This window comes from Pseudomonas sp. NBB, from assembly GCF_032701105.1.
GTDB classification, from domain to species: Bacteria; Pseudomonadota; Gammaproteobacteria; order Pseudomonadales; family Pseudomonadaceae; genus Aquipseudomonas; species Aquipseudomonas asiatica.
On record NZ_CP103994.1, the window covers coordinates 2,844,800 to 2,868,353 of the forward strand.

The window sequence follows — 23,554 nt, forward strand, 5'->3', positions numbered from 1 at the left end:
AGGTGTCAATAATAATGAGCGATGCGCATTAAAACACACTCTGCGCGCTTGCGCGCTGTGCTTGTCAGGCCCGCTGATCGCGCGGCATCGGCCATGACCCGACCAGCAGCAACAGCGCCGCCACCGCCAGGAATGGCAAGCGTGGATCGACGGCATAAACCAAGGTGCCGGCCAGCGGCCCGATCACTGCGCCCATGCCCTGGGCAGCACCGATGGAGCCGGCTGTGGCGCCTTGCTCGGAGGCGTGCATGGCATTGGCCGCCAGCGCCGAAAACGCCGGGAAGACAAAGCCCATGCCCGCCGCCGCGACAAAGTAGCAAGCCCACAGCCAGGGCGCCGTGGTGGCCAGCGAGCCGCAGGCAAAGCCCAGGGCCGAAACTGTGGCGCCGACCCGGATCATCTTCAACGGCGGCCATTCCAGCTGGCGCAGCAGCACCTGCGCCAGGATCAGCGCCACACCCACCGTGGTCAGGGCGATGCCAGCGGCCTGCGCAGCCTCGGCAGGGCCCAGGTGCAGGCGGTCGAGGGCAAAGAAACCGACGATGATCTGCGATACCGTGACACTGAGCATGGCGCTGAACGCCACCAGCAAGGGCCGACGCAGGCGCGGGTCGTTCAGCCGCACCGGGCTGGGGGCATGGCTGTGCGGCAGCGCCTGCGGCTTCAGGGTGAACAGCAGGACCAGAAAGGCACTGGCCGGCAGCAGCGACATGATATGGAACGGCAGGCTCAGGCTATGCCGCGCCAGCAGCGCTGCCAGCGCCGGCCCCATCACCAGGCCGACGGCGTTGGCCGCCCCCAGCGAGGCCATGGCCCGGGCCCGGCGTTGCGGTTCGACATGGTCGGCGATCAGCGCATTGCAGCCCACCGGGATGGCAGCATAGAAGGCGCCGATACAGCCGCGCGCGACCATCAGGCCGATGAAGGCCAGGGTCGCCCCTGGTAGCCAGCGCAGCGCACCTTCTACGAACAGGCACAGCAGCCAGTAGGCCAGGGTGAAGCCGGCGCTGCCCAGCAGCAGGATGCGCCGACGGCCCAGACGGTCTGCGGCGCGCCCCCAAGGCCGGGCCAGCAGCACCCAGACCACGCCCGCCACGGTCACGGCGGCACCGGCTTGCCAGGTGGCCATGCCGAGCTGGCGGGCGATCGGGCCGATCAGGGCGACGAAGGCCATCATCGACATGGTGCAGGCCATGTTGGCCAGCAGCAGGGGGCGCAAGTCCAGAGTACTGGCGGGTGCGAGTGTGGCAGGATCCTTTGCGACATTCATAGGGCAGTCCAGGGCGGTACGGCAAATAGAAAGCCGATCTTGTTGGGAATCGTTATCGGTGTCGAGCCCCCGGGCTGCCGAGTGTCATTGGCTGCGGCGCAGCGGGCCAGGCCACATGCTACGCAACACGCCATCGCGGCGCACCCACGCGTGCATCAAGGCCGCACCCACATGCACCAGCACCGTGGCGAACAGCAAGTAGCCAGCCCAGCCATGGGCCTGGCGCAGTACTGCATACAGTTGCAGGTCATGGGGGGCAATGGCCGGCAAGCCCAGGGGGCGGGGGTAGCCACCGGCCGACAGCATGGCCCAGCCCAGCAGCGGCATGGCAAGCATCAGTCCGTAGAGCACCAGGTGCGAAGCCCCGGCGCCCCAGCGTTGCAGTGCAGGCAGGTCGCGCGGCAGGGCTGGGTGGGGCAGGGCCAGGCGAACGGCGATGCGCAGCAGCACCAGCACCAGCAGGGCCAGGCCGGTTGCCTTGTGCAACCCGATCAGCACGGGGTGGCGCGGCGACAGGTCGGCGACCATGCTCACACCGATGAACAACATGGCCAGGATCAGCACGGCCATCAGCCAGTGCAACAGGCGGGCGAGGGGGTGGAAGGCGTCGGTTTTCATGGGTGGGCTCCGGTGTCGAGCGATTCGCGGCTGCGGCGGTTAAAGGATTCCGAGTAGGCGGCCGAACGGGCGGCGAGAATCGGGTCGGCAGAGGCCTGGATGCCCCGGGGTAGAATCAGCGGGTCGAAGTTGATGTCGCGGCAGGCCCCTTGCTCGGGGCCGTCGACCTGTTCCAGTACCAGCGTGCCGGCGTCCACGCTGCGTCGGTCGGCAGGCCACGGGCTGGCAGGGTCGTCCACTGCATCGCCGGGTTCCGCCAGTACCAGGCGCAGCGTCCAGCGCAGCGGGGCCTGGGCCAGCCGTTGCTGCAGGTCGTGCTGCAGGAACTGTTTGTCATCGACTTGGGCAGGCAGGGCGGCAAACGCTGTCTGCGGCTCCAGTTGCCAACGCACGGGGTGGGACGCGCCGCTTGCGTCGATCAGGCGGAAGGCGTTGATGCTGTGGTACTGCGTGCTGGCGAAGCTGTTGCTGGGCTTGTACCCCGCCGCCCATTGGCGAAACGCCGCGCTTTCAGGGTGGGCGGCGAAAAACGCCTGCAGTTTGCCCGGGTCCGGTTTGCCGGTGGCCGGGTCGGGTGCCCCCGCCAGTACCTGTTCATAGAAGGCTTGTGGCGTGCTTACCGCCAGCACCGGCGGGTTGTTCATGCCGGTACGCCAGACTTGCCCGTCGTCGGTGCTCAACTCGATGGCCAGGCTGCGCACCGGTATGCCGGTATCCGGCGCGAACGGGTTGGCGCCGCCGATGGCGAAGCGGCCGATCACTGGCACCCGTGGCTGGCTGAACGCCCGCGCCGTGGACAGGCTGACGGCCTGCCCGCTGGGCTGGAAGTAGCCGCTGACGCACAGGCCCTTGGCGTGGTTCTTGCGGTAACCCGGGTAATGCCCGGCCTGGGCTTCGAAGGTGTCGATGATGCGTTGTGGGGTCAGGCGGGTATCGCCAACCCAGCCGGCGGCATAGGCAAAGGCGGCGCCCGCGCCCAGCATCACGACGCCGATGGCGGCCAGGCGCAGGGCCTTGGCCGGGCCGTGCAGGGGTGAGTTCATGGTCATTGTCCGGTTCAGTGAAGGTGCCGGTACGACGGCGCAGAGAAAAACTTATTCCCTTGCCGGGAATAGATTTTCCTCGCAGGCGTCTGCCTCTTACACTGACAACCCCAGAGGCCGGGACCTTGCCATGCATGATCTGGACGACCACCAGTGGCGCGAGCTGCTGGCCCGCCTGCGCCGCTTTGCCGTGTGGCTGACCCGCGAGCCGGGCAGCGCCGACGACCTGGTACAGGCAACGGTCGAGCGGGCCTTGAGCCGGCGCGACCAGCAACGTGATGCCGATGCCCTGCGGGCCTGGCTGTTCACCATCCTTTATCGGCTGTTCCTCGATGGAAAGCGCCGCGAGCGCCTGCACGCGCGATGGCTGTCCTGGTTCGGCCGCGGCGAGCGCGATGACGAGCCGGTTGGTGGCAACCTCGAGGCCATTGTCCTGGCCCAGGCCGACCTGCAGGCTTTCGCCCGGCTCACGGCAGAACAGCGTGCGTTGTTGCTGCTGGTCAGCATTGAAGGTTTGAGCTACAAGGAGGCCGCCCAGGCCCTGGGCATCCCTATCGGCACTGTGATGTCGCGCCTGTCGCGCGCCCGCAATGCCTTGCGCGAACTGACCGAGGGCAGCCCCCAGCCCCCGGCCTTGCGGAGACTGAAATGACGCGCCTGATCCCCAGCGAAGACGAACTGCACGCTTATGTCGACGAGCGCCTGGAGCCTGCGCGCCGGGTCGAGGTTCAAGCCTGGCTGGCGGCCAACCCGCAGGCTGCGGCCAAGGTCGAGGGTTGGCGTGTCGACGCCCGCCGCCTGCGTACGGCGCTGGCCGGGTTTGGCGAAGTGCCGGCGCAGCTGGACCTGGGGCAGTTGCGCAGGCAAGTGCGCCAACGCCGCCAGCGCCGCTGGGCTACGGCGGCGGTGCTGCTGCTGGCGTTTGGCATAGGTGGCCTGGGAGGTTGGCAGGTGCGCGATGCGACCTTGGCGCGTGCCGAGCTGCCGATGGCCGATGCCGTCCAGGCGCACCGCTTGTTTGCCGGTAGCCAGGCGTTGGATATCCAGGCCAGCGACCCAGGCCAGTTGCGCGACTGGCTGGGGCGCCACTTCAGCCGCGTTGGCCACTTGCCGGACCTGGCGGGCTACGGCTTCAAACCGGTGGGCGCGCGCCTGCTAAGCAACGAGCAGGGGCCGGCGGCATTGCTGGTGTTCGAGGATGGCAAGGGCCAGCGCATCAGCCTGTTCCTGCGCTCACCAGGTGATCATTATCGGCGCATGCCGGACGGGCAGCGCGTGGACGGGCAGCTGGAGGCGCGGTACTGGTCGCATGGGGCCTACAACTTTGCTCTGGTCAGCGCGGTGGACGATTTGCGTGGGGCGGGGGTGGGGGAGGCGTTGCGCTTGGGTTTGTGAGCCCGCTCTCGCCGGAATCGCGCGTGGATGCTGTGGTGATCCTGTGGGAGCGGGCGCGCCCGCGAAGAGGCCTCGCCAGGCCACACATTCCTGCCATTTTCCCCTGCTCACTCGCCCAACCGCTGCTCACGCGACGGCGGGTAGCCAAAGTAAGCCGCATAGCATTTGCTGAAGTGCGACACCGAAACAAACCCGCAGGCCACTGCCACCTCCATCACCGACAGGTCGGAATACTGCAGTAGGCGGCGGCTTTTGGTGACGCGCAACTCCATGTAGTAACGCCGCGGCGAAGTGCCCAGCTGGGCCTGGAACAGGCGGTCGATCTGTCGGCGCGAGCGCCCGCTGTAGGCGGCCAACTGGTCGAGGCTGAGGGTTTCCTCGAGGTTGTTCTCCATCAGCTCGACGATGGTGCGCAGGTGCAGGCTCATGGACTTCTTCGCGCCCGGGCCGACCTGACGATAGCGGGCACCGGAGAACGACAGGATCTCCTCGACGCCTTCGGCCAGGCCGTCGCCATACAGCCGGCGCACCAGGCCGAGCATCAGCTCCATGGCACCATTGGGGCTGGCAGCGCTGAGGCGGTCGCGGTCGAGAGTGAAGCTGGCTGGGGTGATCCGCGTCTGCGGGCTGCGCTCGGACAGGCTGGCGCGTTGCTCGGGGTGGATACTGCAGCCATAGTCGTCCAGCACCCCTGCGCGGCCGAGGAACCACGCGCCGTTCCACAAGCCGCCCAGGGCCATGCCGTGGGCCGCGCAATCGCCCAGCAGGCGGTCAAGCTCGGGGTACTTCAATGGCGTGCGCAGGCCGCCACAGATCACCAGCAGGTCCAACTCCTTCAGGGCCTCGGCGGATAACTCGGTAGCCACCAACTCCAACCCCAGGTCGCTGAGCACGCGGTCGCCTGCAAGCGACAGTGGGGTGAATCGAAAGCTGTCGGCGCGCAGCAGGTTGGCCGTGACCAGCACGTCCATGGCCACGGTGAAGCTGGCCATGGAGAAGTGTTCGAGCAATACGAAATCGACCCGATAGGGGGCTTGGGCATTGGCGCTGGTGGACTTCAGCCGCAGCATGTTGCTGGTACTGGTCTTCTTGCTGAACTGGCGTGGCGTGGGCACTCTGGACTCCGCTTCCTGGCTGGCCTTGAGAGTGTGGCGGGTGGCCGGGGGAAAGACAATCTCCTAGGTGGCCGTGTCGTATTCCAGGTCGTGTTCAGGCAACCTGTCTGGCTTGGCCCGTTGCCGCTATGCTGATGCTCCTGTCACTGAGGATACCTTGATGAAGTATGCCGCTGCCCTGTTGCTTTGCCTGATGCCATTGCTGGCCAATGCCCTGGAGCAGGGCGACAAGCTCGCCCCGTGGACGCTGCTCGACCAGTACGACCAGGCCTATAGCCTTGCCGCCGGCACGCACATCCTGCTGGTGGCACGCGACATGGACGGTGCCAAGCTGGTGAAGGCGGCGCTGGCCGAACAGCCCAAGGGTTACCTGGAGGCGCGCGATGCGGTGTTCGTTGCCGACATCCAGCGCATGCCGGCGCTGATCAGCAAGCTGTTCGCCATCCCCGCCATGCGCGATTACAACTACCGCGTGCTGCTCGACCGCGACGGGCGCGTGGCCAGTCGTTATCCAGGGCAGGATGGCCAGGTGCAGTGGTTGCAACTGGAGCAGGGCAAGCTGGTGAGCCAGCGGGCATTTGCCGATGCGCCGGCGTTGAAGGCGGCGTTGGAAGCTGCACCACGGCATTGAGAGCTGTCACTGCTCCCTGTAGGAGTGGTGCCATGCCGCCAGCCAAATCAATCTGAACCCTCGGCAGCCTCTGCAACCCAACCCATTACATGCCAAATGGGAGAGCGCTCATGGAAATAGGAACGATCTGGATCATCGTCGCGGCCTTTGTAATCCTGCTGGAAATCTGGGCCATCTGGCACATCATCGGCAGTGACCGGCGCGCCGAGCGCAAGATGCTGTGGATCGTCTTCGTGGTCTACGCACCGTTCCCCGGCTTGCTGTTCTGGGCCTGGCGCGGGCCTCGGGCGGTGAAGGGCAGGGCGGTACTGCAGGAAAAATGATGGAGAACGGCCTCAGGCGCGGGGGCGCCTGAGGCCGTCGATGTTCACTTGGGCAGGATATCGAAGCGAATGGCTGACCCCAGCCCGTCCACCATCAGGCAACCGTAGAACTTCACGGTCGACAGCACACACAGATGCTTGAGCGCTTCATGGATGTAATCGTGAAGCAGCTTTTCGGCATCGCGCCTGCGGTCTGCGAGCGTGGTGCTGCTGAGAGTGATCACCCCGAGCAAGGTGGTTTCAATGTGTTCGACGGTGTCCAGGCCAATTTTTTCGCGCAGGTGCAGGCGCGCCTTTGCCGCATCGTCTTCATTTCGTGCGGTTTTGGGCTTGATGGTATAAGCCAGCTGAAAATCATATTTGCTCATCGCTTTATCCTTGATACGTGCAGGCCTCCATGCCGGGCCTCGCAATCTAGCGCCTGGCAGCCACCGCGCATACAAACGCGTGGTTCACGCAAGCCAGCGCGCTGTGCGAAACGTCCTACGCAGGCAAGCCCGTTTTTACGATGCATGCTTGACCTCGAGTTAACTCAAGGTTCGATACTCCGTCCCTCTTCCAACTGATCGAGGGTTTACCGTGAGCCATTCAACCGCGTTCCAGCTGAGCAACCCCGAAGGCCTGTACGACCCCAGCGGCAATGCCTACTCTCATGTCGCCGAGGTTCATGCCGATAGCCGCCTGTTGTTCATCGCCGGCCAGGGCGGGGAGGACCGCAACGGGCAGCTGTCGCCGCTGTTCGCCGAGCAGGCGCGCCAGGCACTGGCCAACCTTGAGATTGCCCTGGCGTCGAAAGGCGCCAGCCTGGCCCAGGTGTTCAAGCTGACCCTGCTGATCGTCGAGCATTCCGAAACGCGACTGCATGAATGGGTAGCCGAGGCTGACAGGGCCTGGGGCCGTTGCATGAAGCCGACCTGCACGCTGATACCGGTACCCCGGTTGGCGCTGGACGGCATGCTGGTGGAGATCGAGGCAGTGGCGGCTGTATAGGTCCGGGCGATTCGGTGGTGGCGGCAGATAAACACTATGTTGTATATCGGTGCTGGCCCAACCAGCATGGCCGCTATAACAACAATTGACCTCAAAGGTGACCACACCATGAGCACCGGCACCACCACGCTTACCAACCCCAAGGCCCGGGCCTGGGTCTGGCCCGCACTTTTCAGCCTGGTGGCCTTCGCTGCCAACTCCGTATTCTGCCGGCTCGCGCTGAAGGATGGGGCCATCGACCCAGCCTCCTTCACCGTGGTGCGCCTGGCCAGTGGTGCACTGTTCCTGCTGCTGTTGATCCGCCTGCGCAAACCCGCGCTTGCCATGGGGGGTAGCTGGCGCGGCGGCTTGGCCCTGTTCCTCTATGCATTCCTGTTTTCTGCGGCATATCTGCAACTGGGCGCAGGCGCGGGTGCGTTGCTGCTGTTCGGCGCGGTGCAGATCACCATGTTCGGCTTCGCCTGGTACAAAGGCGAACAAATCACCGCGCGGATGCTGCTGGGCATGTTGATCGCCTTCGTCGGCCTGCTGGTGCTGCTGTTGCCCGGTACTGCGGCGCCACCTTTTGCCAGTGCCTTGCTGATGGCCCTGTCTGGCGTGGCCTGGGGCGTTTACACGCTGCTGGGCAAAGGTTCACCCAGGCCGCTGGCCGACACTGCCGGCAATTTCACCCGGAGCCTGCCGTGCCTGGTGCTGCTGGCGCCGATGCTGATGCTGGGCGCCGACTTGCACCTGAGCCCGCTCGGCGTGCTGTATGCGCTGGGTTCTGGTGTGCTGGCGTCCGGTGCTGGCTATGCCGTGTGGTACGGCGTGGTCAGGCAAGTCAGCGCGCAGCAGGCGGCGACCATGCAGCTCAGCGTCCCGGTGATCGCGGCGTTGGGCGGGGTTGGCCTGATCGGCGAGCCATTGTCGTTGCGCTTGCTGGTGGCCTGCGTGGTGGTGCTGGGCGGTATCGCCCTGGCGCTGGCGTCGCGCCGTTAAAAGAAACGGCGTTGCGCCTTAAGCGTGACCATGCTGTCGCAATAGGTGTTGATGCCCGAATACGCATCACACCCGCCACCACTGAGGTTTGAGTTGCTGTAGACCAGGTTCAGGTCGATGCCGAGCCAAGGCCGGGATAGTTCCAGCGACCAATCGGAAAAGGCATTCACCTCGCTGCCATCACCAATGGTGAATGGCGTACCCAGGCGGTGATGGGCGAGCTTGACGCTCAGGTCGACATCAAACAGCGGCAGTTGGCCGAAGTCGGCGAATAGCGTGGCGGTGCGGTTGTCGGGATTGTCGCGCAGCGCTCCACCGAAACGGCTGCCCAGCACCGAAACACCACCGTACAGGGCATAGCTGTCGGGGCCCGCAACGTTTGGCTGACTATAATGGATCAACCCCACCTCGTAGCCCAGGCTACTGTCGAACCGGTGCTTGTAGCCCAGGTAACTGTCCAGCCGCAGGGTGGAGTCGGGCGTCACGCCCATGCTCGGGGCGTACTGGCCAAGGTACCAGCCGCTGGGGTGGCTGAAGTCGAGGCCACCGTGGAACGCACCGATGGCGCTGGGCGATATCAGCCCCTGGGCCATACTGCGTGAGGGGGTGGTGCCGAGTGTAAAGTCGAAGTCGCCCAGTTCGCGTTTGATCTGTTGGGCCAGCAGCATGGGGCTGAACAGCAGGGCAGCACTCAGCAACAGAAGGGGCCTGGTCATGGTCTCCGTCCTGGAAGGCTTGCGGTTGAGCGGTAAAGCATACCTGTGCAGATAACGTGAGGGAACCGCCGGCTAGCCCATTCAGCCTTTGGTCGAACGGTCGGCGTCTGCAGCTTCGGTCACCACGGGCAGGTTGCCGGCACGCTGGATTACCCGCCGTTGCTGCTCGTAATCTTCCAGCGACAGGCCACGGCGTTGCAAGGCTTCCAGTTGCAGTTGACGGGTTTCTTCGGCGGTGTAGGGACGCAGTTCGGGGTGGCTGGCACAGCCGCTGGTGATGGCGATGGCAATGACGGCAAGGGTGGCGGACAGCAGGCGGGCCAAGGTGTTCATCAGATAGCTCCAGGGGCCGGTGTGGTGGGCGGCGAGTCGATGGAGCTAGGTTATTCGGCCATGTCGTTCGGCAGAAATTGCCATTCTCGATAGTGACTATCGATGGTTCCTGGGAGGGTGCGATGGGGCAAGACGAGCAACCGCGAAAATGGGGCGTGCTGGAACCGATCGACCGGATCACCGAAGTCATCTTCGGCCTGTTGATGGCGATGACCTTCATCGGCTCGCTGAGCGTGGCCACGGCAGGGCGCGAAGACGCGCGGCTGATGCTGATTGCCGCACTCGGCTGCAACCTGGCCTGGGGCCTGGCCGATGCCGTCATCTACCTGCTGCGTACCTGGACCGAACGTACCCGCAGCCGGACCTTGCTGGCCCGCTTGCAAGCAGGTGATATCAACCAGGGGCGCAGGCTGATTGCCGATACGCTGCCAGAGCGCATCGGCCTGGCACTGGATGAAGACGGGCTGGAGATGCTGCGTGGGCGCATGCTGCGTGATGCTGGCCGCCCGCTGCCGGCACGCCTGGGGCTGGATGATTTCAAGGCGGCGCTGGCCACTTTCCTGCTGGTGGTACTGGCAACTTTCCCGATGGTCATTCCGTTCCTGCTGATCGAGACCACCGGTACGGCCATCCGTGTATCGAACCTGGTCGCCCTGGCCATGCTCTTCCTTGCGGGCTGGCTGCTGGCACGCTATTCCGGTGGCCGCGCCCTGTTGACCGGCGTGGTTCTGGCGGTAGTCGGGGCGTTGCTGATCGTGGCGATCATCGCCTTGGGCGGTTGAGCACCGCCCGCTCAGTATTTCATGTCGCGGGCGCGCTCACGGCCTTGCTGTGGATACGGCCTTGTGCATGCGCCGGCCTCTTCGCGGGCACGCCCGCTCCCACAGGATCACCACAGGTTTGAACATTGTGGAGTACCTGTGGGAGCGGGCGTGCCCGCGAAAGGGCCGGTACAGTCAATTACAGATCTCAACCCAGCCCTGACATAGATTCAAAAGCAGCAACCACCCCACCCTTAGAGCGCGAAAAGTTTGCGCCCCCGTATCTGGCCAAAAGCAGCGCCATTGCTACCCTTAACCCACGCGGCCTGATCTCACGGAGAGATGCGATGCGCATGCCATTGTCAGCGGTCCTGTCGGTGATCCTGTATCTGAGTGCCACGCCCGGCCTGGTGCTGGCAGAGGATGTACCGGCCCCCGACCCGGCACCACAAACCGACACGGTCGCGGCCAAGGACCCGGTGTTCACCCAGGAGCAACTGGATCAGATGCTGGCACCCATCGCGCTGTACCCCGATGCGCTGCTGGCACAGGTATTGATGGCCTCCACTTACCCGGGGCAGGTGAGCGAAGCTGTGACCTGGTCCAAGGCCAACCCCAAGGCCACCGGCGACGATGCCGTCAAGAAGGTGGCGAACCAGCCCTGGGACCCGAGTGTACAGGCGCTGGTGGCCTTCCCGCAGGTACTGGCGACCCTGGGGCAAGACCCGGTCTGGGTGCAGCGCCTGGGTGACGCCTTCCTTGCGCAGCCCGACGATGTCATGGGCGGCGTGCAGCGCCTGCGCCACCAGGCCCAGGCCGCCGGCAACCTGCAGAGCAACCAGTACCAGAACGTGACCGTGCAGACCGCCCCGGCACCGGCCTCCAGCGGTAGCAGTACCCAGGTGGTTACGGCCAGTAGCCCGCCCACCACCATCATCATCGAGCCAGCCGACCCGCAAGTGGTGTACGTGCCCAGCTACAACCCGACCACCAGCTACGGCACCTGGGCCTACCCGGCCTCGCCGCCGGTGTATTACCCGCCACCGCCCATGTATTACCCTGGTTCTGCACTGGTGGCGGGCCTGGCCTTCGGTACCGGCGTGGCGATCGTAGCCTCGCTGTGGGGCGACTGTGACTGGGGCAACAACGACATCGACATCGACGTCAACCGCTACAACAACATCAACGCCAACAACCGCATCACCAACAACCAGAACAAATGGCAGCACAACGCCGCCAACCGCGACGGCGTGCCCTACCGCGACTCTCGCAGCCGCCAGCAGTACGGTCGCCAGCTGGACGGTGCCACCCAGCGTACTGCCTTCCGCGGTGACGACACCCAACGCGCCCAGGCGCGGGACAAGGCCCGGGCGTCGATGGACCGGGCCGGCATCGAACGTCCGGCCACCAGCAACCGCCAGGCACGCCAGCAGATGCGCGAGGCGCAGGCAGGCAATTCGGTCGGCAACCGCATGCAGCCTCGTAGCGACAACCCCAGGGCAACCGACCGTCGACAGGAAACCCGCAACACCCAGGCTCGCCAGCAGAACAGCCAGGTGAACCAGCGCAGGCAGGGCGAAGGCCAGGGGCGGCAGCTGGCACAAAATCGGCCTTCCAATACCGCTGGCCGCGCGCGTAACAATGCCTTCGACGGCGTCCGTTCACCCTCGCGCACCAGCGTGCAGGCCAGCCGTGGCCGCACCAGCCAGTCGTTCGCCCAGCGACCGAGCGCATCACGTGCCGCCGGGCACCAGATTTCCCGGCCCAGTGCGCCCGCACGCCGCGGGGGAGGTGGCCGTCGATGAACCGTCAAATGATAGCGGCACTGGTAATCGCAGCCGGTATGACATGGTCATCCCTGGCCGCTGCGCAGGAAGCCTTCCCGACACCGGAGAAGGCCGTGGAATCCTTTGTTGCGGCGCTGGGCGAGGAGAAACCTGATGAAGCCCGCCTGGCCCGGTTGCTGGGTGATGACTGGCGTGCCTACATACCGCGCGGTGGTGTGCAACGCAGTGATGTGGACACGTTCCTTGCGCAGTATCGCGCGCAGCACAGCATCAACCTGTCGGGTACAAACAAGGCCATCCTTGCGGTGGGCAGTGATCACTGGACGTTGCCTATTCCGTTGACCAAAGGCGACCAGGGTTGGCGTTTCGACCTCAAGGCCGGCAGCGCCGAAATCCGCGCCCGGCGCATTGGCCGCAACGAGCTGGGTGCCATGCAGTCGATGCTGGCCTATCACGATGCGCAAATGGAGTACGCCACCCAGGACCACAACGGCAACGGTGCGCTGGAATACGCGCAGAAGATATTCAGCGAGCCCGGCAAGCATGACGGGCTGTACTGGGACGACGATGGCGATGGCCAGGTCAGCCCGCTGGGCCCGTTGTTCGGCCAGGACCGGGTTGGCGACGACTGGTATGGCTACCACTTTCGTATCCTCGATGCACAGGGCCCATCCGCCCCTGGCGGTGCCTACAGTTACCTGATCGGCAACCAGATGAGCCGTGGCTTCGCCATGGTTGCCTGGCCGGCCAGGTACGATGACACCGGGGTGATGAGCTTCATGATCAGCCATGACGGCGAGGTGTTCGAGAAAGACCTCGGGCCGCACGGTGACAAGCTGGCCAAGGAGATGAAACGCTTCGATCCGGATGACAGTTGGAAGGTGGTGGATGTACCGACGGGGGATTGAGCCGCTCGTATCACCCACCCCCTTTCAGGGGGCTGTTCTCGATTCCAGATCCATCTCTGACGGCCAGTTTACCTTCGGTGCCAAACGCAGGGCGAACTCACACCAGAGCACATCGTTGTGGTCTTTGGGTTCGCCTGGTGGTGGCAGGGCTGAGGGGCCTTCCTGCATGTAGGTGCAGATGTAGGCCCAGGCATGTTCATTGGTGCCCATCGTGACCAGAGGAAAACGGTCGATGACATTGTTTGTGCCTGGTGCAACGATGGAGAGTGTGACACCCCATTTGAAAATTAACCCACCGTTTGGCAGTGCGCCGGTTTGGGACCAGCGCTCGGCGCGGACTTGGGACCAGTCGTAACTGACCGGCACGACCTTGCCTTTGTCGAAGGGGTTCCACCATTGATGCTTGAAGTTGTAGGCGTAGATTTTATTACGGGCCCGGTTGAATCGAATGGGCAGGTCTCGGGGCGCTGAGAGGTCTGCCCGGAACAGGACAACGGTGCACCATGCTGACAATGAGAGCATGATAATTTCCTGAAGAACACTTTCTATGTCCGTTGGGTCCGTATGCCTGATCACCCAAGGAAGGTCAACCAGGATCGAAATCAGAAAGATAAGTGCCAATATCGAAACGATCCCACGATACGCCATTGCTGAGCGACAAATCTCGAGGTAAATATCATCTTGAAAGTTCGGCGTGTGGGGAGCCAAGCCAGGTTCTAGAATCGGTGCATCGAAGGGCGATGGCAAGTCTTCTTGCCAGCCAGTGCAGGGTGGGATCAGTCTTGGGCGGCTCATTGATTTTTGCTCTTGTTGGTGCGTATCTCATTCTCTATTAATACAATCTGAGCGAGTGTTGTTTTGTCGTCTTTGTCAGGCCAGAAGTTTAGGGTGAATTCTATTGCCTGGATGGTGTGGTGGTCGGACAATGGCAGCGCTCCTTGAATGGTGAGGGCTTTAGTCATTGGGTCGACCTTTGCGAGTGGCTGCATATCGGGTGGTCTGGAGAAGAGCTTATTGGTCGCTCTGTCTTGAGCTTGCAGTTTCAACGGCGAGGAACTGTCTGCGGACAGTACAGCTAATTCACTACCTCTAGGTCCGTGGTACAGGCTTAAGCTCCACTCGTAATGCGACAGGTGCTGATTGAAATTTGGAATGCGAATAAAGAAAATCAGGCCGACGCTTGCCGGGACCGCATTACCATCACTGGTAAATATCGTTGACGCATTTTCTTTGTGGATGGAGTGATTGATTTCGAATTGGATTTGAATCGAGACCTCCGCCTCCAAACCGAGGAGGGACGCATTGAGGGCGGCAATGGCCGCGTCCATATCGGCGTTGGTCATCCATTGGCGATGTGATTCCGGTAACCCCCACTTGGCATTTCTGGCCCAAATCTGCGTTGCTGATGATTCTTTGTGCTTGGCTGAAGTTGCAAGCAGATAGGCTGCTATGCCCAAGGTGATGCTTATGCCTATCGGGCCAAGTAAAGCGCTGGAGCCAAATGCGGCCCAGACGCCAAATGCTGCGGCCCCGAATGAAGTGGCACTTGCGAACCGGTAGAGGCGAGCTGCAGAGCCATCTCCCACTCTCTCGGATCTAAGGTTTGCATACCTGTACTGAACCGCATCCATGACACCAGCAAGCGCAGAAATCCCCGAGCCGAATCTGGCAATACCGGTTCCCAATGAGATTGTTGTCACCGTCCCCGGCCACGGTATCTTCGGACGCACAAGCGCAACAACCAGTCCCGCCGCTTCGACGCTGGCACCCAACAACCCAAGCGAAGAAGACCAGATCGCCGCAAGCGCCTCCGGGTTGTCCTGATGCGTCTCTTGCAACGCTCGATAGTTCTTGCCCAGGCTGTCCTGATGGAACCACATGCTGCCCAAGGCAAATAGCAGCCCGACGCTTCCGCTACTCGCTGCAGCATCCCGCAGGCTGCGCATGGCATCGCTTGCCACGCTTTGCGCGGCCGTAGAACTGATCTTCAAACCACCCGTAACCTGCGCACGCAGCGTACCCGCACCAATCGCAACATTGCGTACCAGCGCCCCGACGCCACCGGCTGCACCCTCGCGCAACTGCACCAACCGCGCCTGCAAACTCTCGGCGCTTTCGAGCGTCCAGAGCATCACCTCGATCATCTGGCTACGGTTACCCGCTGCCGCAATATTGATCGCGCCACTCAGCACCATGGCCCGCACCTTGCGGCCCAGGGGATCACGGAACTGCTTGTCTACCTGCTGTAGAAACGCATCGGTCCGCGCCTCCAGGGCTTCATTGAGCAGGCTCATGTATTCGCCCACTGTCAGCGACACCCGCAGCGGCGTTACCTGCTGCCCGGCGAACAGGGCAAACGCCGAGCGATGCACATGGCCGATCAGGGTCTTGGTCCGTTCACTGATGTGCTGGCTGAGCGCATTCCCTGCGCTGTTGGTCGCGGCCAGCAACTGGCCAACGGCATCCTGTATCGGCTTGATCATCAGCAGTTGGCCATCGGCGGTCCCGGCGATGCCCTTGATGATGTCGTACACCTTGCCGAAGTCGTCCCCGGACAGCGCGCTGGCCACCTGCTGCATCAGCTTCTGGTTCTTGGCCAGCAGTGCTTGGTAAAGCAGGCTGCGGTCGTCTTCCAGCAGCTGCTGCCAGATATGCTGGGTGATCCCGAGCGGCTGACCCTCCTGCGGCAAGGTTTCAGTGGGCCCGCCGGCCAGGCAGGCGGCCATCATCTGGATGAAGTACTCCACCGAAACGGGGGAGGTCGCGTCATAGTCGTAGTAGCCGATCTGCTGAAACGCCCGCTTGGCATAGTGCCGCGCATACAGATCGCCAACCTGGTCGATCATCGACTGCCAGTTTTTCAGTTCGCGGTCGTAATCGGCATGGAACGCTGCGCGGGCGCTTTCGTCGTAACGCTCTTCCAGCCGCTCGCGGGCGTCCTGCTGTTTGCGCGCGGTGTTGCGTTCGGCCTGCGCGTCGATGTCCACCGGCGGCAGATACGCCTTGGCCGCGATCGGGCTGTCGTTCCACTGCTCGATCTGCCGGGCTTCCCGCTGCGCGTCCTCGGCACCCTGCACGGCCGCCATGGCCGCGTGCAGTTCGCGGATGCCCAGTAGTGCTTGCGAGGTGAAGTATTCGAAGTGCCGCTGCGGCTGCGCCCGCCATTCCTGCAGGGCTTGCACCCAGCCAGTGCGTTGCGCGTTGAGCTCCATGACCATGCCGACCGGGTCGGGTAGCGTCAGCGCCAGCAGGCCATTGGGCAGTTGTTCCTGCTGGATGACATTGCGTACATGCGTGCGGGTTTCATGCCAGCGGCCCAGGCGGCTGTAAAAGCCATGGACGCTGGTAAACCTGGCAGAAGAAAAGGTCGAGAACTCCAGCACCTGTTCCAGGCCGAAGCGGAAGCTGTCGGTCATGGCGATGCCGAGGCTGGCAGGGTCGTTGCGTGCGCTGTTCAGGTCCACTTCGACGAAGCGGGCGAGGGTGCCCGGGTCACTGTCGACGATGCCTTGCCGATAGCGGTCGAGTACCGCACGGGGCCAAGGGTCGTTGGCGAAGGCGATCCAGGCCTTGCGGTAGAGCAGGGTATCGATGTTGATGAACGAGGCAATCACATCGTGGCCTTCGGTGGCGCATACCTTGGGTAACGATCTGGGTGGCCCCAAGGGCATCTGCGACACCGGAAAGCGCTGCAAGGTACCTTCCGCCGCTACCTCGTAGGCCTGCCAGATTTCCTGGTCGAGCAGTACGTAGACATAACCCTGGCGCAAAAGGCGCAGCTGGTCGGTGTGCATCGGGTGGAAGATGATTTCGCTATCGTCTGCCAGGCGATAGGGGCGCCCTGTGTCCGGGCGTGGGGCGTAGGCCTCGCGCAGCAGCAGAATCGGCAGACCGGAGCGTTCGCAGGCATTGCAGGTGCCGTAGGTGTTGGGGATCTCTTCCTGCATGGCGATGTGGATGGCTTTGCTGATGCTCATCAGGAGTTCCTTTCCAGTGATTTGACGCAACGGCCAAAACACTAGCGAGGAACGCCTTCGCGGGGGAGCAATGGGCTTCCTAAAACGTTGTAGGATTTTTCGCTTTAGTCCCCCTATAGGAGCGGCCTTGTGTCGCGACTGCTGCGCAGGAGCCCCAGGATCTTGCCGGCAATAAAAGTCTATTGCCCCAACATCTGCCGCACTAGCCACTGCCCTGCCGGCCCGAGCGCGCGCCGGCTCGACCAGGCCACGTCCATGTCTACCCGTCGCGGATACCCGGCCACCTGCAACTCCACCAGCCCACTGCCAAACCGTGCCACCAGTGCCCTGGGCAGCTCGGCCCAGCCGAACCCGCGCACGGCGAACTCCAGCAGGGTGAGGTAGTCCGGTGCCGACCAGGCTTGGCCACGACCGTGGTGCAGGCTGGGAGCATAGGTCTTGATATACAGCTGCCGGACGTTCTCCAGGTGCTGCGTCTGCACCTGGGGCAAAGCCGCCAACGGATGCCCGCTGGCCACGTACACCCCAAACTCTGCCTGCTCGGGCAAGCGTGCCACGGCAACGTCAGCGGGGTAGCTGGGCTGGGTGGCAAGAATGCCGACGTGTGCCAGGCCCTGCTGGATCAGCTCGATCACATCGGCATCTTCCGATGGGCCGCAGCGCAGCTCGGTATGCGGGTAGTGCTGGGCGAAGCGGGCCATCACCGCGCCCTGGAAGGTCACGCTGTAGCTGTCCGACATCACCACCGAGACCAGTGCCTCGATGTTTTCCGCCAGCCGCACCGCCAGGGCATCGAGCTGGGCGCTGGCATCGAGAATCGCCTCCACATGGCTCAGCACCTGCCGCCCAGCCTCGTTCAGAGTAGGGTGGCGACCGCCACGCTCGAACAACGGGCAACCCACATCGGCCTCGAAATTGGCGATGGCAATGCTGATGGTGGACTGGCTTTTGCGCAACTTGCGCGCCGCAGCGGAGAACGAACCCAGCGATGCGGCTTCGACAAAGGCGACCAGAGCTTCGGGTGAGTAGCGCATAGTATTGATAAAACCGATGGTAGCTATGTCGCGAGTATCAGTTCTATCAAAGAAAATAGGAAGCACGACTCACGCAATGGATGGAATCTGCAATGAAAAACGTTTCTTTCACCGAACGCCTGGTCCACGCCGTCGGTTATGAAGTGTTCGCCGTGCTGCTGTGTGCGCCGCTGTTGTCCTGGATCATGGGCAAGTCGCTGGCGACGGCGGGGGCGCTGGCGGTGACCCTCTCGGTGATCGCCATGCTGTGGAACATGGTCTACAACGCACTGGTCGATCGCTACGTGCGGGTCGAGCGCATCCACTGGAAGGCCAGCGCTCGCTTTGCACACGGCCTGGGCTTCGAAGCCGGGCTGGTGGTGTGGTGCCAGCCGGTGGCGGCGTGGATGCTGGAAATTTCGTTGCTGCAGGCGTTCATGGTGGAGTTGGGCTTCTTCGTGATCATCTTGCCCTACACCGTGCTGTACAACTGGGCCTTCGACAAAGCCCGGCACCTGCTGATGCAGCGTCGCTTTGCATGAAAACTACCAGCCTGCGCTGCTCCTCGATTTGTGCATTGCGCGGATATCCTGGGGCTGCTTCGCAGCCCTTTCGCGACACAAGGCCGCTCCTACAGGGATGGCGCAGGCATCAGGCTTGCGCTGTACCTGTGGAAGCGGCTTTAGCCGCGAACACCGGCGCAGCCGGTGCCATCCTATAGTTGACCGCGTCAGCCCATAAAAAACGGGGCATGCCATCGCTGGCATGCCCCGTTTTTCAAACCGTTAAAGCGCCTCAGGCAACCTTGACGATCCAGCCAGCCGGTGCTTCCACGTCACCGCTCTGGATACCGGTCAGCTCGTTGTAGAGCTTCTGGGTAACCGGGCCGACCTTTTCCAGGTCGTGGAACACGTGCAGCTTGCCGTTGTACTCGATGCCGCCGATCGGAGTGATCACCGCAGCGGTACCGCAGGCGCCGGCTTCGATGAAACGGTCCAGCTTGTTGATTTCCACATCGCCTTCGATCACGGTCAGGCCCAGGCGCGATTGCGCCAGTTCCATCAGCGACAGGCGGGTGATGCCTGGCAGCACCGAAGCCGATTTCGGGGTGACGAACTCGTTGTTGGCGGTGATGCCGAAGAAGTTGGCCGAACCGACTTCCTCGATCTTGGTGTGGGTCAGCGGGTCGAGGTAGATGGCGTCGGCGAAGTTGGCTTTCTTCGCTTCTGCACCCGGCTGCAGGCTGGCGGCGTAGTTGCCACCGACCTTGGCCGCGCCGGTGCCTTGCGGGGCTGCGCGGTCGAAGCTGGAGATCTGGAAGTTGTGCGGCTTCATGCCGCCCTTGAAGTACGAGCCAACCGGGATGGCGAAGATCGAGAAGATGAACTCGGGGGCGGTGCGCACGCCAATGTTGTCACCGGTGCCGATCACGAACGGGCGCAGGTAGAGGGCGCCTTTACCATGCGGTGGCACGAACTTCTCGTTGGCCTTGACCACTTGCTTGCACGCCTCGATGAACACATCGGTCGGCACCTGCGGCATCAGCAGGCGGGCGCAGCTGCGCTGCATGCGGGCGGCGTTCTGGTCCGGGCGGAACAGGTTGATCGAACCGTCCTTGCAACGGTAGGCCTTGAGGCCCTCGAAGCACTGCTGGCCGTAGTGCAGGGCAGTGGAGCCTTCACTGATGTGCAGTACGTTGTCTTCGGTCAGGGTGCCCTTGTCCCACTCGCCATTGCGCCATACGGACAGGTAGCGTTTGTCGGTCTTGATGTAGTCGAAACCCAGCTTGTCCCAATTAATGCTTTCGTTGCTCATGACACCCTCATTGTCTTGCAAGTGCCCGATTGCTCGGGCTGCTGTTATATGCGCACCACGCCACCATAATACATCCGTGGCAGATCGGGAACGGCCAGTCACGAATTGATAGCCTGCAATGCATTTATTGTGGCTTCTACAAGTGCAGGTATTCGTCCAGCGCCAGCCGGTCGAGCAGTACCTGGTCGTGGGACGCCACCACCAGCGCCCCGCGAAACTGCCCGAGCATGTGCTCCAGTGCGGCCAGCGACGGCAGGTCCAGGTGGTTGCCGGGTTCGTCCAGCAGCAACAGGTCGAGCGGCCGTTCGCGGTACAGCACGGCGGCCAGTGCTGCCTTCATTCGTTCACCGCCGCTGAGCAGGCCGCTGGGCAGTTCGATGCGGGCCGCATCCAGGCCAAGTTGTGCCAGGCGGCTGCGCAAGTCGCCCTGGGCCAATGTCGGGTTTGCCTGGTGCAGGTGGTCGAGCACGCTGGTATGGCCTGGTAGTGCGCTGCAGTGCTGGTCGAGCAGGGCGGTTTCACCACTGAGGCGCAGGCTGTCGGGCGGTGCTGGCAACTCGCCGTTCATCAGCTTGAGCAGGGTGGACTTGCCACTGCCATTGGCGCCGACCAGGCCCACCCGCTGGCCCAGGCACAAGCGCAGGTTCAATGGTTTGCGCGTGCCGCGGGGTAGGTGCAGCGCGTGCAAGGCCAGCACTTCGCGGCCCGGATGGCGCTGCGGCGTGGGTGCATGCAGGGTAATGGCGCAGTCCTGCTCGACTTCGCGAGCGGCGTCACGCACTTTGCCCTGCAGCGCCTGCCGGGCGTCGCGATGGTCGCGGCACTGCTTGCCCGCAGTGGCCTGGCTGCGTTCCTGCTGGCGGTCGACCAGGATCTTGGCCTGGTTGGCGTGCCTGGCGTTGCGCCCGGCGCGGGCTTGATGACGTTCCAGGTCTTCGCGCTGGCGCTGCAGTTCGCGCGCCTGGCGTTGCTGCTCCTGTTTCAGCCGGGCAAGTTGCTGTTGGGCCAGCGCCGTCTGGCTGGCTTTCTGGGCCGAATAAAAGCTGTAGTTGCCGCCATAGGCCTGCAAGCCCAGGCTGGACAATTCGACGATGCGCGTCATGTGCGCGAGCAGTTTGCGATCATGGCTGATCAACAGCAAGCCCCCGGTCCCAGGCTTCGATCATGCTCAGCAGTTGGGCGCGGGCGTTGCTGTCCAGGTGATTGCTCGGTTCGTCGAGGATCAGGTAGTCCGCTTCGCTGAGCCAGGCGCCGACCAGCGCCACGCGCATGGCCTGGCCACCGCTCAGGCTGTGGGCGGGCTGGTGCCAGTCGAGCTGGCCCAGGCCGTGGCGTTGCAGGTGCCCCTGCAATTGCTCGCGGATATCCCAGCGTTCGCCGACGGTGTCGAAGTCACTGGGTGCGACGCTGCCTTGCTCGATGCGCTCCAGCGCAGCGAGCACCGCGCCCACCTGGGCCAGGTCGGCGACCGTGGCGCTGTGCTCGATCACCTGCTGGTCCAGAAGATGGATGCGCCCAAGGCGCCGACACTGGCCGCTGCTTGGTTCGCGCTGGCCGGCAAGTACCTGCCCGAGCAGGCTCTTGCCCACACCGTTGCGCCCGACCAGGCCGGTGCGGCGTTGGTCGAAGGTTTCGCTGAGGTTGGTAAATAACAGCCTGCCGTCAGGCAAGGCCAAGGAAACGCTGTCCAGCGTCAGGATCGACGTGTTCGTCATGCACAACTCCACAAATGCCGCGACATCTCCGGAGCGAACCGGAGGCTGAAGACTGGCCGTCGAAGGGACGGCGGCATCAATGGCGCATTGGACGAACACCTCGTGACAGGGGAATGCGTAGCCTAACGGATAGAGGCATCGTTGTCGCGGGAAAACAGATTCCGCGAGTGCGCCGCGTGCCCTGTAGGAGCGGGTTCACCCACGAAACAGGTGACGCGGTGGATGGCACGGGCTTCGCCCGTGTTCGCGGTTAAACCCGCTGCCACATGGTCGGCGTCGCCCTTAAAGCGTGCACTGGACCTGTAGGACCGCGCATGCCCCTGGTTCAGCGTCCCATCAAGCGCCTGGTCCAGTCGCCCCCGTGGCTCTGCTGGCAGGCCTCTTCACTGTCAAACCGCACATGCCAGGCCGGATGATCCAGCTGAATGCCGGCCTGCTCCAGCGCAAGGCCTGTCAGTGCCAGCATGCGCACCTTCGCGTCGCCCGCCACGGCGGCGGCCTTGTCGGCCTCTCGCTCGAACACCCAGGTAATACGCAGGCTGGCCGGAAAGTCCTCGGGCGCGAGACGATGGGTAAGCCAGCTGAAACCGACGATCTCCGCCTTGGCGGTTTCGCAGGCTTCGGTCAGGCAAACCACCAGTTCACGCTCCAGGCGTGCCATATCGCGCTTGTTCAGGGGTTTCACCGGGGGGCCTCGCTGCTCAAAGCCACCACTGTAACGCAGTTGCGCCACTTGTTGTCGGCCAGCCCGACAGCAATGGTTGACCACCCGCCAGCCACTGCGTAGCCTTGCCACCTCGAGGTTCTTCGGCCAGGCCGAAGCTAAGACGGGAACGCGGTACAAGCCGCGGCTGCCCCCGCAACTGTAAGCACCGAAACGGATCGACACAGCCACTGCGCCCGCGCGCGGGAAGGCGTCATCCCGCCAGCCCGCTGCACCAGCGGGCACATGGAACGGTGCGAGCCAGGAGACCTGCCTCGTCACGTTTTCGACTTTCAACCGGGCGGGGTGATCCGGTGGCGAACAAGCCCGGCCGGCCTGGCCTGCGGCTGTCGTCCTGCATGCCCGCGCCAATCTGCCAAGGGCAATGCGACATGAAAACACTGGCCAAGCTCCCCGTCACCATCGTCACCGGCTTCCTCGGCTCGGGCAAGACTACCTTGCTGCGCCACATGCTCGACAACGCCCAGGGCCGCCGCATTGCGGTAATCGTCAACGAGTTCGGCGAGCTGGGCATCGACGGCGAAATCCTCAAGCAGTGCAGCATCGGTTGCACCGAGGAAGAAGCCACCGGCCGCGTCTACGAACTGGCCAACGGCTGCCTGTGCTGCACCGTGCAGGAAGAGTTCTTCCCGGTGATGCGCGAGTTGGTGGCACGCCGTGGCGACCTGGACCATATCCTCATCGAAACCAGCGGCCTGGCGCTGCCCAAACCGCTGGTGCAAGCCTTCCAGTGGCCAGAAATCCGCAATGCCTGCACCGTCGACGCGGTGATCACTGTGGTCGACAGCCCTGCGGTGGCCGCCGGCACCTTCGCCGCCTACCCGGACCAGGTCGATGCCCAGCGCAAGCTCGACCCCAACCTGGACCACGAGTCGCCACTGCACGAACTGTTCGCCGACCAGTTGGCCAGTGCCGACCTGGTGGTGCTGAACAAGGCCGACCTGATCGACGCCGAAGGCCTGGCCAAGGTCCGCACCGAGGTGGCCGAAGAACTGCCTCCGGCGGTCAAGGTTGTCGAGGCCAGCAGCGGCAAGCTGCCGCTGGAGGTGTTGCTGGGTGTGGGCGCCGAGTCCGAGGCGCACATCGATGGTCGCCGTACCCACCATGATTCCCACCATGACGGTGATGACCATGACGATCATGACCACGACGCCTTCGACTCCATCTCCATCGACCTACCCGAAGCCGACGAAAGCCTGCTGCTCGATGCCCTGACCCAGCTGGTGGTGGAGTTCGGCATCCTGCGCGCCAAAGGCTTCGCTGCCATCCCGGGCAAACCGATGCGCCTGCTGGTGCAAGGCGTGGGTACCCGTTTCGACAAGCACTTCGACCGCGCCTGGCGCGCCGACGAGCCGCGCATCACACGCCTGGTGCTGATTGGCCAGGACCTTGACGCCGCCCAGCTGGAAGCGCGCCTGCGCCAGGCACTGGGCGCCTGA

The 23,554-nt window shown here is 63.6% G+C and carries 23 protein-coding genes, 1 pseudogene and 1 riboswitch; of the genes and pseudogenes, 11 read left to right on the plus strand and 13 right to left on the minus strand.

All coding sequences use genetic code 11. From position 1 onward, the window contains the following. Positions 1-64: 64 nt before the first annotated feature. The 3 genes from NY023_RS13385 to NY023_RS13395 all read right to left on the minus strand — a co-directional run bounded on the left by NY023_RS13385 (position 65) and on the right by NY023_RS13395 (position 2,937). Positions 65-1,270, minus strand: a complete 1,206-nt coding sequence (locus NY023_RS13385; RefSeq protein WP_013972481.1) for an MFS transporter — start codon at positions 1,268-1,270, stop codon at positions 65-67. An 84-nt stretch (positions 1,271-1,354) separates the two neighbouring features. Beyond that, a complete protein-coding gene (locus tag NY023_RS13390; protein WP_013972482.1) occupies positions 1,355-1,888 on the minus strand; it encodes a cytochrome b in 534 nt (177 codons plus the stop codon). Continuing rightward, positions 1,885-2,937: a catalase family peroxidase gene (locus NY023_RS13395; RefSeq protein WP_013972483.1), complete on the minus strand. Its 1,053-nt coding sequence runs from the start codon at positions 2,935-2,937 to the stop codon at positions 1,885-1,887. The genes NY023_RS13390 and NY023_RS13395 overlap by 4 nt, the downstream gene beginning before the upstream one ends. A 124-nt stretch (positions 2,938-3,061) precedes the next feature. Between NY023_RS13395 and NY023_RS13400 the strand changes: the two genes are divergently transcribed. Together NY023_RS13400 and NY023_RS13405 are read left to right on the plus strand one after the other, a co-directional pair. Next, positions 3,062-3,583, plus strand: a complete 522-nt coding sequence (locus NY023_RS13400; RefSeq protein WP_013972484.1) for a sigma-70 family RNA polymerase sigma factor — start codon at positions 3,062-3,064, stop codon at positions 3,581-3,583. Continuing rightward, positions 3,580-4,326, plus strand: coding sequence for an anti-sigma factor family protein (locus tag NY023_RS13405; RefSeq protein WP_013972485.1), 747 nt, complete (start codon positions 3,580-3,582; stop codon positions 4,324-4,326). Before NY023_RS13400 ends, NY023_RS13405 begins: the two co-directional genes overlap by 4 nt. Positions 4,327-4,433: 107 nt before the next feature. Here NY023_RS13405 and NY023_RS13410 read toward each other — a convergent pair whose 3' ends face one another. Continuing rightward, complete coding sequence (locus NY023_RS13410; protein ID WP_013972486.1) at positions 4,434-5,441, minus strand: GlxA family transcriptional regulator; 1,008 nt, start codon at positions 5,439-5,441, stop codon at positions 4,434-4,436. 160 nt (positions 5,442-5,601) lie between these two features. Here NY023_RS13410 and NY023_RS13415 point away from each other — a divergent pair, with 160 nt between their 5' ends. Together NY023_RS13415 and NY023_RS13420 are read left to right on the plus strand one after the other, a co-directional pair. Next, positions 5,602-6,072, plus strand: coding sequence for a hypothetical protein (locus tag NY023_RS13415; protein WP_013972487.1), 471 nt, complete (start codon positions 5,602-5,604; stop codon positions 6,070-6,072). 110 nt (positions 6,073-6,182) lie between these two features. Further along, positions 6,183-6,395, plus strand: coding sequence for a PLDc N-terminal domain-containing protein (locus tag NY023_RS13420; protein ID WP_013972488.1), 213 nt, complete (start codon positions 6,183-6,185; stop codon positions 6,393-6,395). Between the two features lie 44 nt (positions 6,396-6,439). Here NY023_RS13420 and NY023_RS13425 read toward each other — a convergent pair whose 3' ends face one another. After that, positions 6,440-6,763 (minus strand): hypothetical protein, encoded by a 324-nt coding sequence (locus tag NY023_RS13425; RefSeq protein WP_013972489.1) that lies wholly within the window; start codon positions 6,761-6,763, stop codon positions 6,440-6,442. Positions 6,764-6,974: 211 nt separating this feature from the next. On the opposite strand from NY023_RS13425, the gene NY023_RS13430 reads away from it, so the two are divergent. Beyond that, the gene (locus NY023_RS13430; protein WP_013972490.1) at positions 6,975-7,385 is read left to right on the plus strand and encodes a RidA family protein; all 411 of its coding nucleotides are present in this window, start codon (positions 6,975-6,977) and stop codon (positions 7,383-7,385) included. Positions 7,386-7,493: 108 nt separating this feature from the next. Next, positions 7,494-8,366 (plus strand): DMT family transporter, encoded by an 873-nt coding sequence (locus NY023_RS13435; RefSeq protein ID WP_024087035.1) that lies wholly within the window; start codon positions 7,494-7,496, stop codon positions 8,364-8,366. Here the strand turns inward: NY023_RS13435 and NY023_RS13440 are convergent. Next, positions 8,363-9,082: a TorF family putative porin gene (locus NY023_RS13440; protein ID WP_023663023.1), complete on the minus strand. Its 720-nt coding sequence runs from the start codon at positions 9,080-9,082 to the stop codon at positions 8,363-8,365. The genes NY023_RS13435 and NY023_RS13440 overlap by 4 nt on opposite strands. A gap of 81 nt (positions 9,083-9,163) precedes the next feature. Next, on the minus strand, positions 9,164-9,415 hold the full coding sequence (locus tag NY023_RS13445) for a hypothetical protein (protein ID WP_013972493.1): 252 nt from the start codon (positions 9,413-9,415) through the stop codon (positions 9,164-9,166). Positions 9,416-9,537: 122 nt separating this feature from the next. On the opposite strand from NY023_RS13445, the gene NY023_RS13450 reads away from it, so the two are divergent. The 3 genes from NY023_RS13450 (at position 9,538) to NY023_RS13460 (ending at position 12,871) form a co-directional block, all read left to right on the plus strand. Then, positions 9,538-10,197, plus strand: coding sequence for a VIT1/CCC1 transporter family protein (locus NY023_RS13450; protein WP_013972494.1), 660 nt, complete (start codon positions 9,538-9,540; stop codon positions 10,195-10,197). A gap of 326 nt (positions 10,198-10,523) precedes the next feature. Next, positions 10,524-11,981 carry a DUF3300 domain-containing protein gene (locus tag NY023_RS13455; protein WP_013972495.1) on the plus strand — a complete coding sequence of 486 codons (1,458 nt, stop codon included), beginning with the start codon at positions 10,524-10,526 and terminating at the stop codon, positions 11,979-11,981. Continuing rightward, positions 11,978-12,871, plus strand: coding sequence for a DUF2950 domain-containing protein (locus NY023_RS13460; RefSeq protein WP_023660937.1), 894 nt, complete (start codon positions 11,978-11,980; stop codon positions 12,869-12,871). The genes NY023_RS13455 and NY023_RS13460 overlap by 4 nt, the downstream gene beginning before the upstream one ends. Positions 12,872-12,895: 24 nt before the next feature. Here the strand turns inward: NY023_RS13460 and NY023_RS13465 are convergent, their stop codons facing one another. The 3 genes from NY023_RS13465 to NY023_RS13475 all read right to left on the minus strand — a co-directional run bounded on the left by NY023_RS13465 (position 12,896) and on the right by NY023_RS13475 (position 17,882). Continuing rightward, positions 12,896-13,666, minus strand: a complete 771-nt coding sequence (locus NY023_RS13465) for a DUF6708 domain-containing protein (protein WP_238531269.1) — start codon at positions 13,664-13,666, stop codon at positions 12,896-12,898. Further along, positions 13,663-16,848, minus strand: coding sequence for a T6SS effector BTH_I2691 family protein (locus tag NY023_RS13470; protein WP_316927907.1), 3,186 nt, complete (start codon positions 16,846-16,848; stop codon positions 13,663-13,665). Before NY023_RS13470 ends, NY023_RS13465 begins: the two co-directional genes overlap by 4 nt. A gap of 179 nt (positions 16,849-17,027) precedes the next feature. Beyond that, positions 17,028-17,882, minus strand: a complete 855-nt coding sequence (locus NY023_RS13475; RefSeq protein WP_013972498.1) for a LysR family transcriptional regulator — start codon at positions 17,880-17,882, stop codon at positions 17,028-17,030. A gap of 92 nt (positions 17,883-17,974) precedes the next feature. On the opposite strand from NY023_RS13475, the gene NY023_RS13480 reads away from it, so the two are divergent. Then, complete coding sequence (locus tag NY023_RS13480; protein ID WP_044047030.1) at positions 17,975-18,403, plus strand: multidrug/biocide efflux PACE transporter; 429 nt, start codon at positions 17,975-17,977, stop codon at positions 18,401-18,403. Positions 18,404-18,656: 253 nt separating this feature from the next. Here the strand turns inward: NY023_RS13480 and NY023_RS13485 are convergent, their stop codons facing one another. The 3 genes and pseudogenes from NY023_RS13485 to NY023_RS13495 form a co-directional block, all read right to left on the minus strand. Then, a complete protein-coding gene (locus NY023_RS13485) occupies positions 18,657-19,676 on the minus strand; it encodes a branched-chain amino acid aminotransferase (protein ID WP_013972500.1) in 1,020 nt (339 codons plus the stop codon). A gap of 136 nt (positions 19,677-19,812) precedes the next feature. After that, positions 19,813-21,391 (minus strand): annotated as a pseudogene (locus NY023_RS13490) (ATP-binding cassette domain-containing protein). Between the two features lie 325 nt (positions 21,392-21,716). Then, entirely contained in the window at positions 21,717-22,076 is a 360-nt protein-coding gene (locus NY023_RS13495) for a hypothetical protein (protein ID WP_038410433.1), read from the minus strand. Between the two features lie 98 nt (positions 22,077-22,174). Continuing rightward, positions 22,175-22,387: riboswitch (cobalamin riboswitch) on the plus strand. A gap of 99 nt (positions 22,388-22,486) precedes the next feature. Here NY023_RS13495 and cobW point away from each other — a divergent pair. Continuing rightward, entirely contained in the window at positions 22,487-23,554 is a 1,068-nt protein-coding gene (cobW, locus tag NY023_RS13500; protein ID WP_013972502.1) for a cobalamin biosynthesis protein CobW, read from the plus strand.

Bases quoted from the DNA above. Each gene is read 5' to 3' on its own strand.
- NY023_RS13385 (WP_013972481.1), bottom strand. From the start codon at position 1,270: ATGAATGTCGCAAAGGATCCTGCCACACTCGCACCCGCCAGTACTCTG.
- NY023_RS13390 (WP_013972482.1), bottom strand. From the start codon at position 1,888: ATGAAAACCGACGCCTTCCACCCCCTCGCCCGCCTGTTGCACTGGCTG.
- NY023_RS13395 (WP_013972483.1), bottom strand. From the start codon at position 2,937: ATGACCATGAACTCACCCCTGCACGGCCCGGCCAAGGCCCTGCGCCTG.
- NY023_RS13400 (WP_013972484.1), top strand. From the start codon at position 3,062: ATGCATGATCTGGACGACCACCAGTGGCGCGAGCTGCTGGCCCGCCTG.
- NY023_RS13405 (WP_013972485.1), top strand. From the start codon at position 3,580: ATGACGCGCCTGATCCCCAGCGAAGACGAACTGCACGCTTATGTCGAC.
- NY023_RS13415 (WP_013972487.1), top strand. From the start codon at position 5,602: ATGAAGTATGCCGCTGCCCTGTTGCTTTGCCTGATGCCATTGCTGGCC.
- NY023_RS13420 (WP_013972488.1), top strand. From the start codon at position 6,183: ATGGAAATAGGAACGATCTGGATCATCGTCGCGGCCTTTGTAATCCTG.
- NY023_RS13425 (WP_013972489.1), bottom strand. From the start codon at position 6,763: ATGAGCAAATATGATTTTCAGCTGGCTTATACCATCAAGCCCAAAACC.
- NY023_RS13435 (WP_024087035.1), top strand. From the start codon at position 7,494: ATGAGCACCGGCACCACCACGCTTACCAACCCCAAGGCCCGGGCCTGG.
- NY023_RS13440 (WP_023663023.1), bottom strand. From the start codon at position 9,082: ATGACCAGGCCCCTTCTGTTGCTGAGTGCTGCCCTGCTGTTCAGCCCC.
- NY023_RS13445 (WP_013972493.1), bottom strand. From the start codon at position 9,415: ATGAACACCTTGGCCCGCCTGCTGTCCGCCACCCTTGCCGTCATTGCC.
- NY023_RS13450 (WP_013972494.1), top strand. From the start codon at position 9,538: ATGGGGCAAGACGAGCAACCGCGAAAATGGGGCGTGCTGGAACCGATC.
- NY023_RS13455 (WP_013972495.1), top strand. From the start codon at position 10,524: ATGCGCATGCCATTGTCAGCGGTCCTGTCGGTGATCCTGTATCTGAGT.
- NY023_RS13460 (WP_023660937.1), top strand. From the start codon at position 11,978: ATGAACCGTCAAATGATAGCGGCACTGGTAATCGCAGCCGGTATGACA.
- NY023_RS13465 (WP_238531269.1), bottom strand. From the start codon at position 13,666: ATGAGCCGCCCAAGACTGATCCCACCCTGCACTGGCTGGCAAGAAGAC.
- NY023_RS13470 (WP_316927907.1), bottom strand. From the start codon at position 16,848: ATGAGCATCAGCAAAGCCATCCACATCGCCATGCAGGAAGAGATCCCC.
- NY023_RS13475 (WP_013972498.1), bottom strand. From the start codon at position 17,882: ATGCGCTACTCACCCGAAGCTCTGGTCGCCTTTGTCGAAGCCGCATCG.
- NY023_RS13480 (WP_044047030.1), top strand. From the start codon at position 17,975: ATGAAAAACGTTTCTTTCACCGAACGCCTGGTCCACGCCGTCGGTTAT.
- NY023_RS13485 (WP_013972500.1), bottom strand. From the start codon at position 19,676: ATGAGCAACGAAAGCATTAATTGGGACAAGCTGGGTTTCGACTACATC.
- cobW (WP_013972502.1), top strand. From the start codon at position 22,487: ATGAAAACACTGGCCAAGCTCCCCGTCACCATCGTCACCGGCTTCCTC.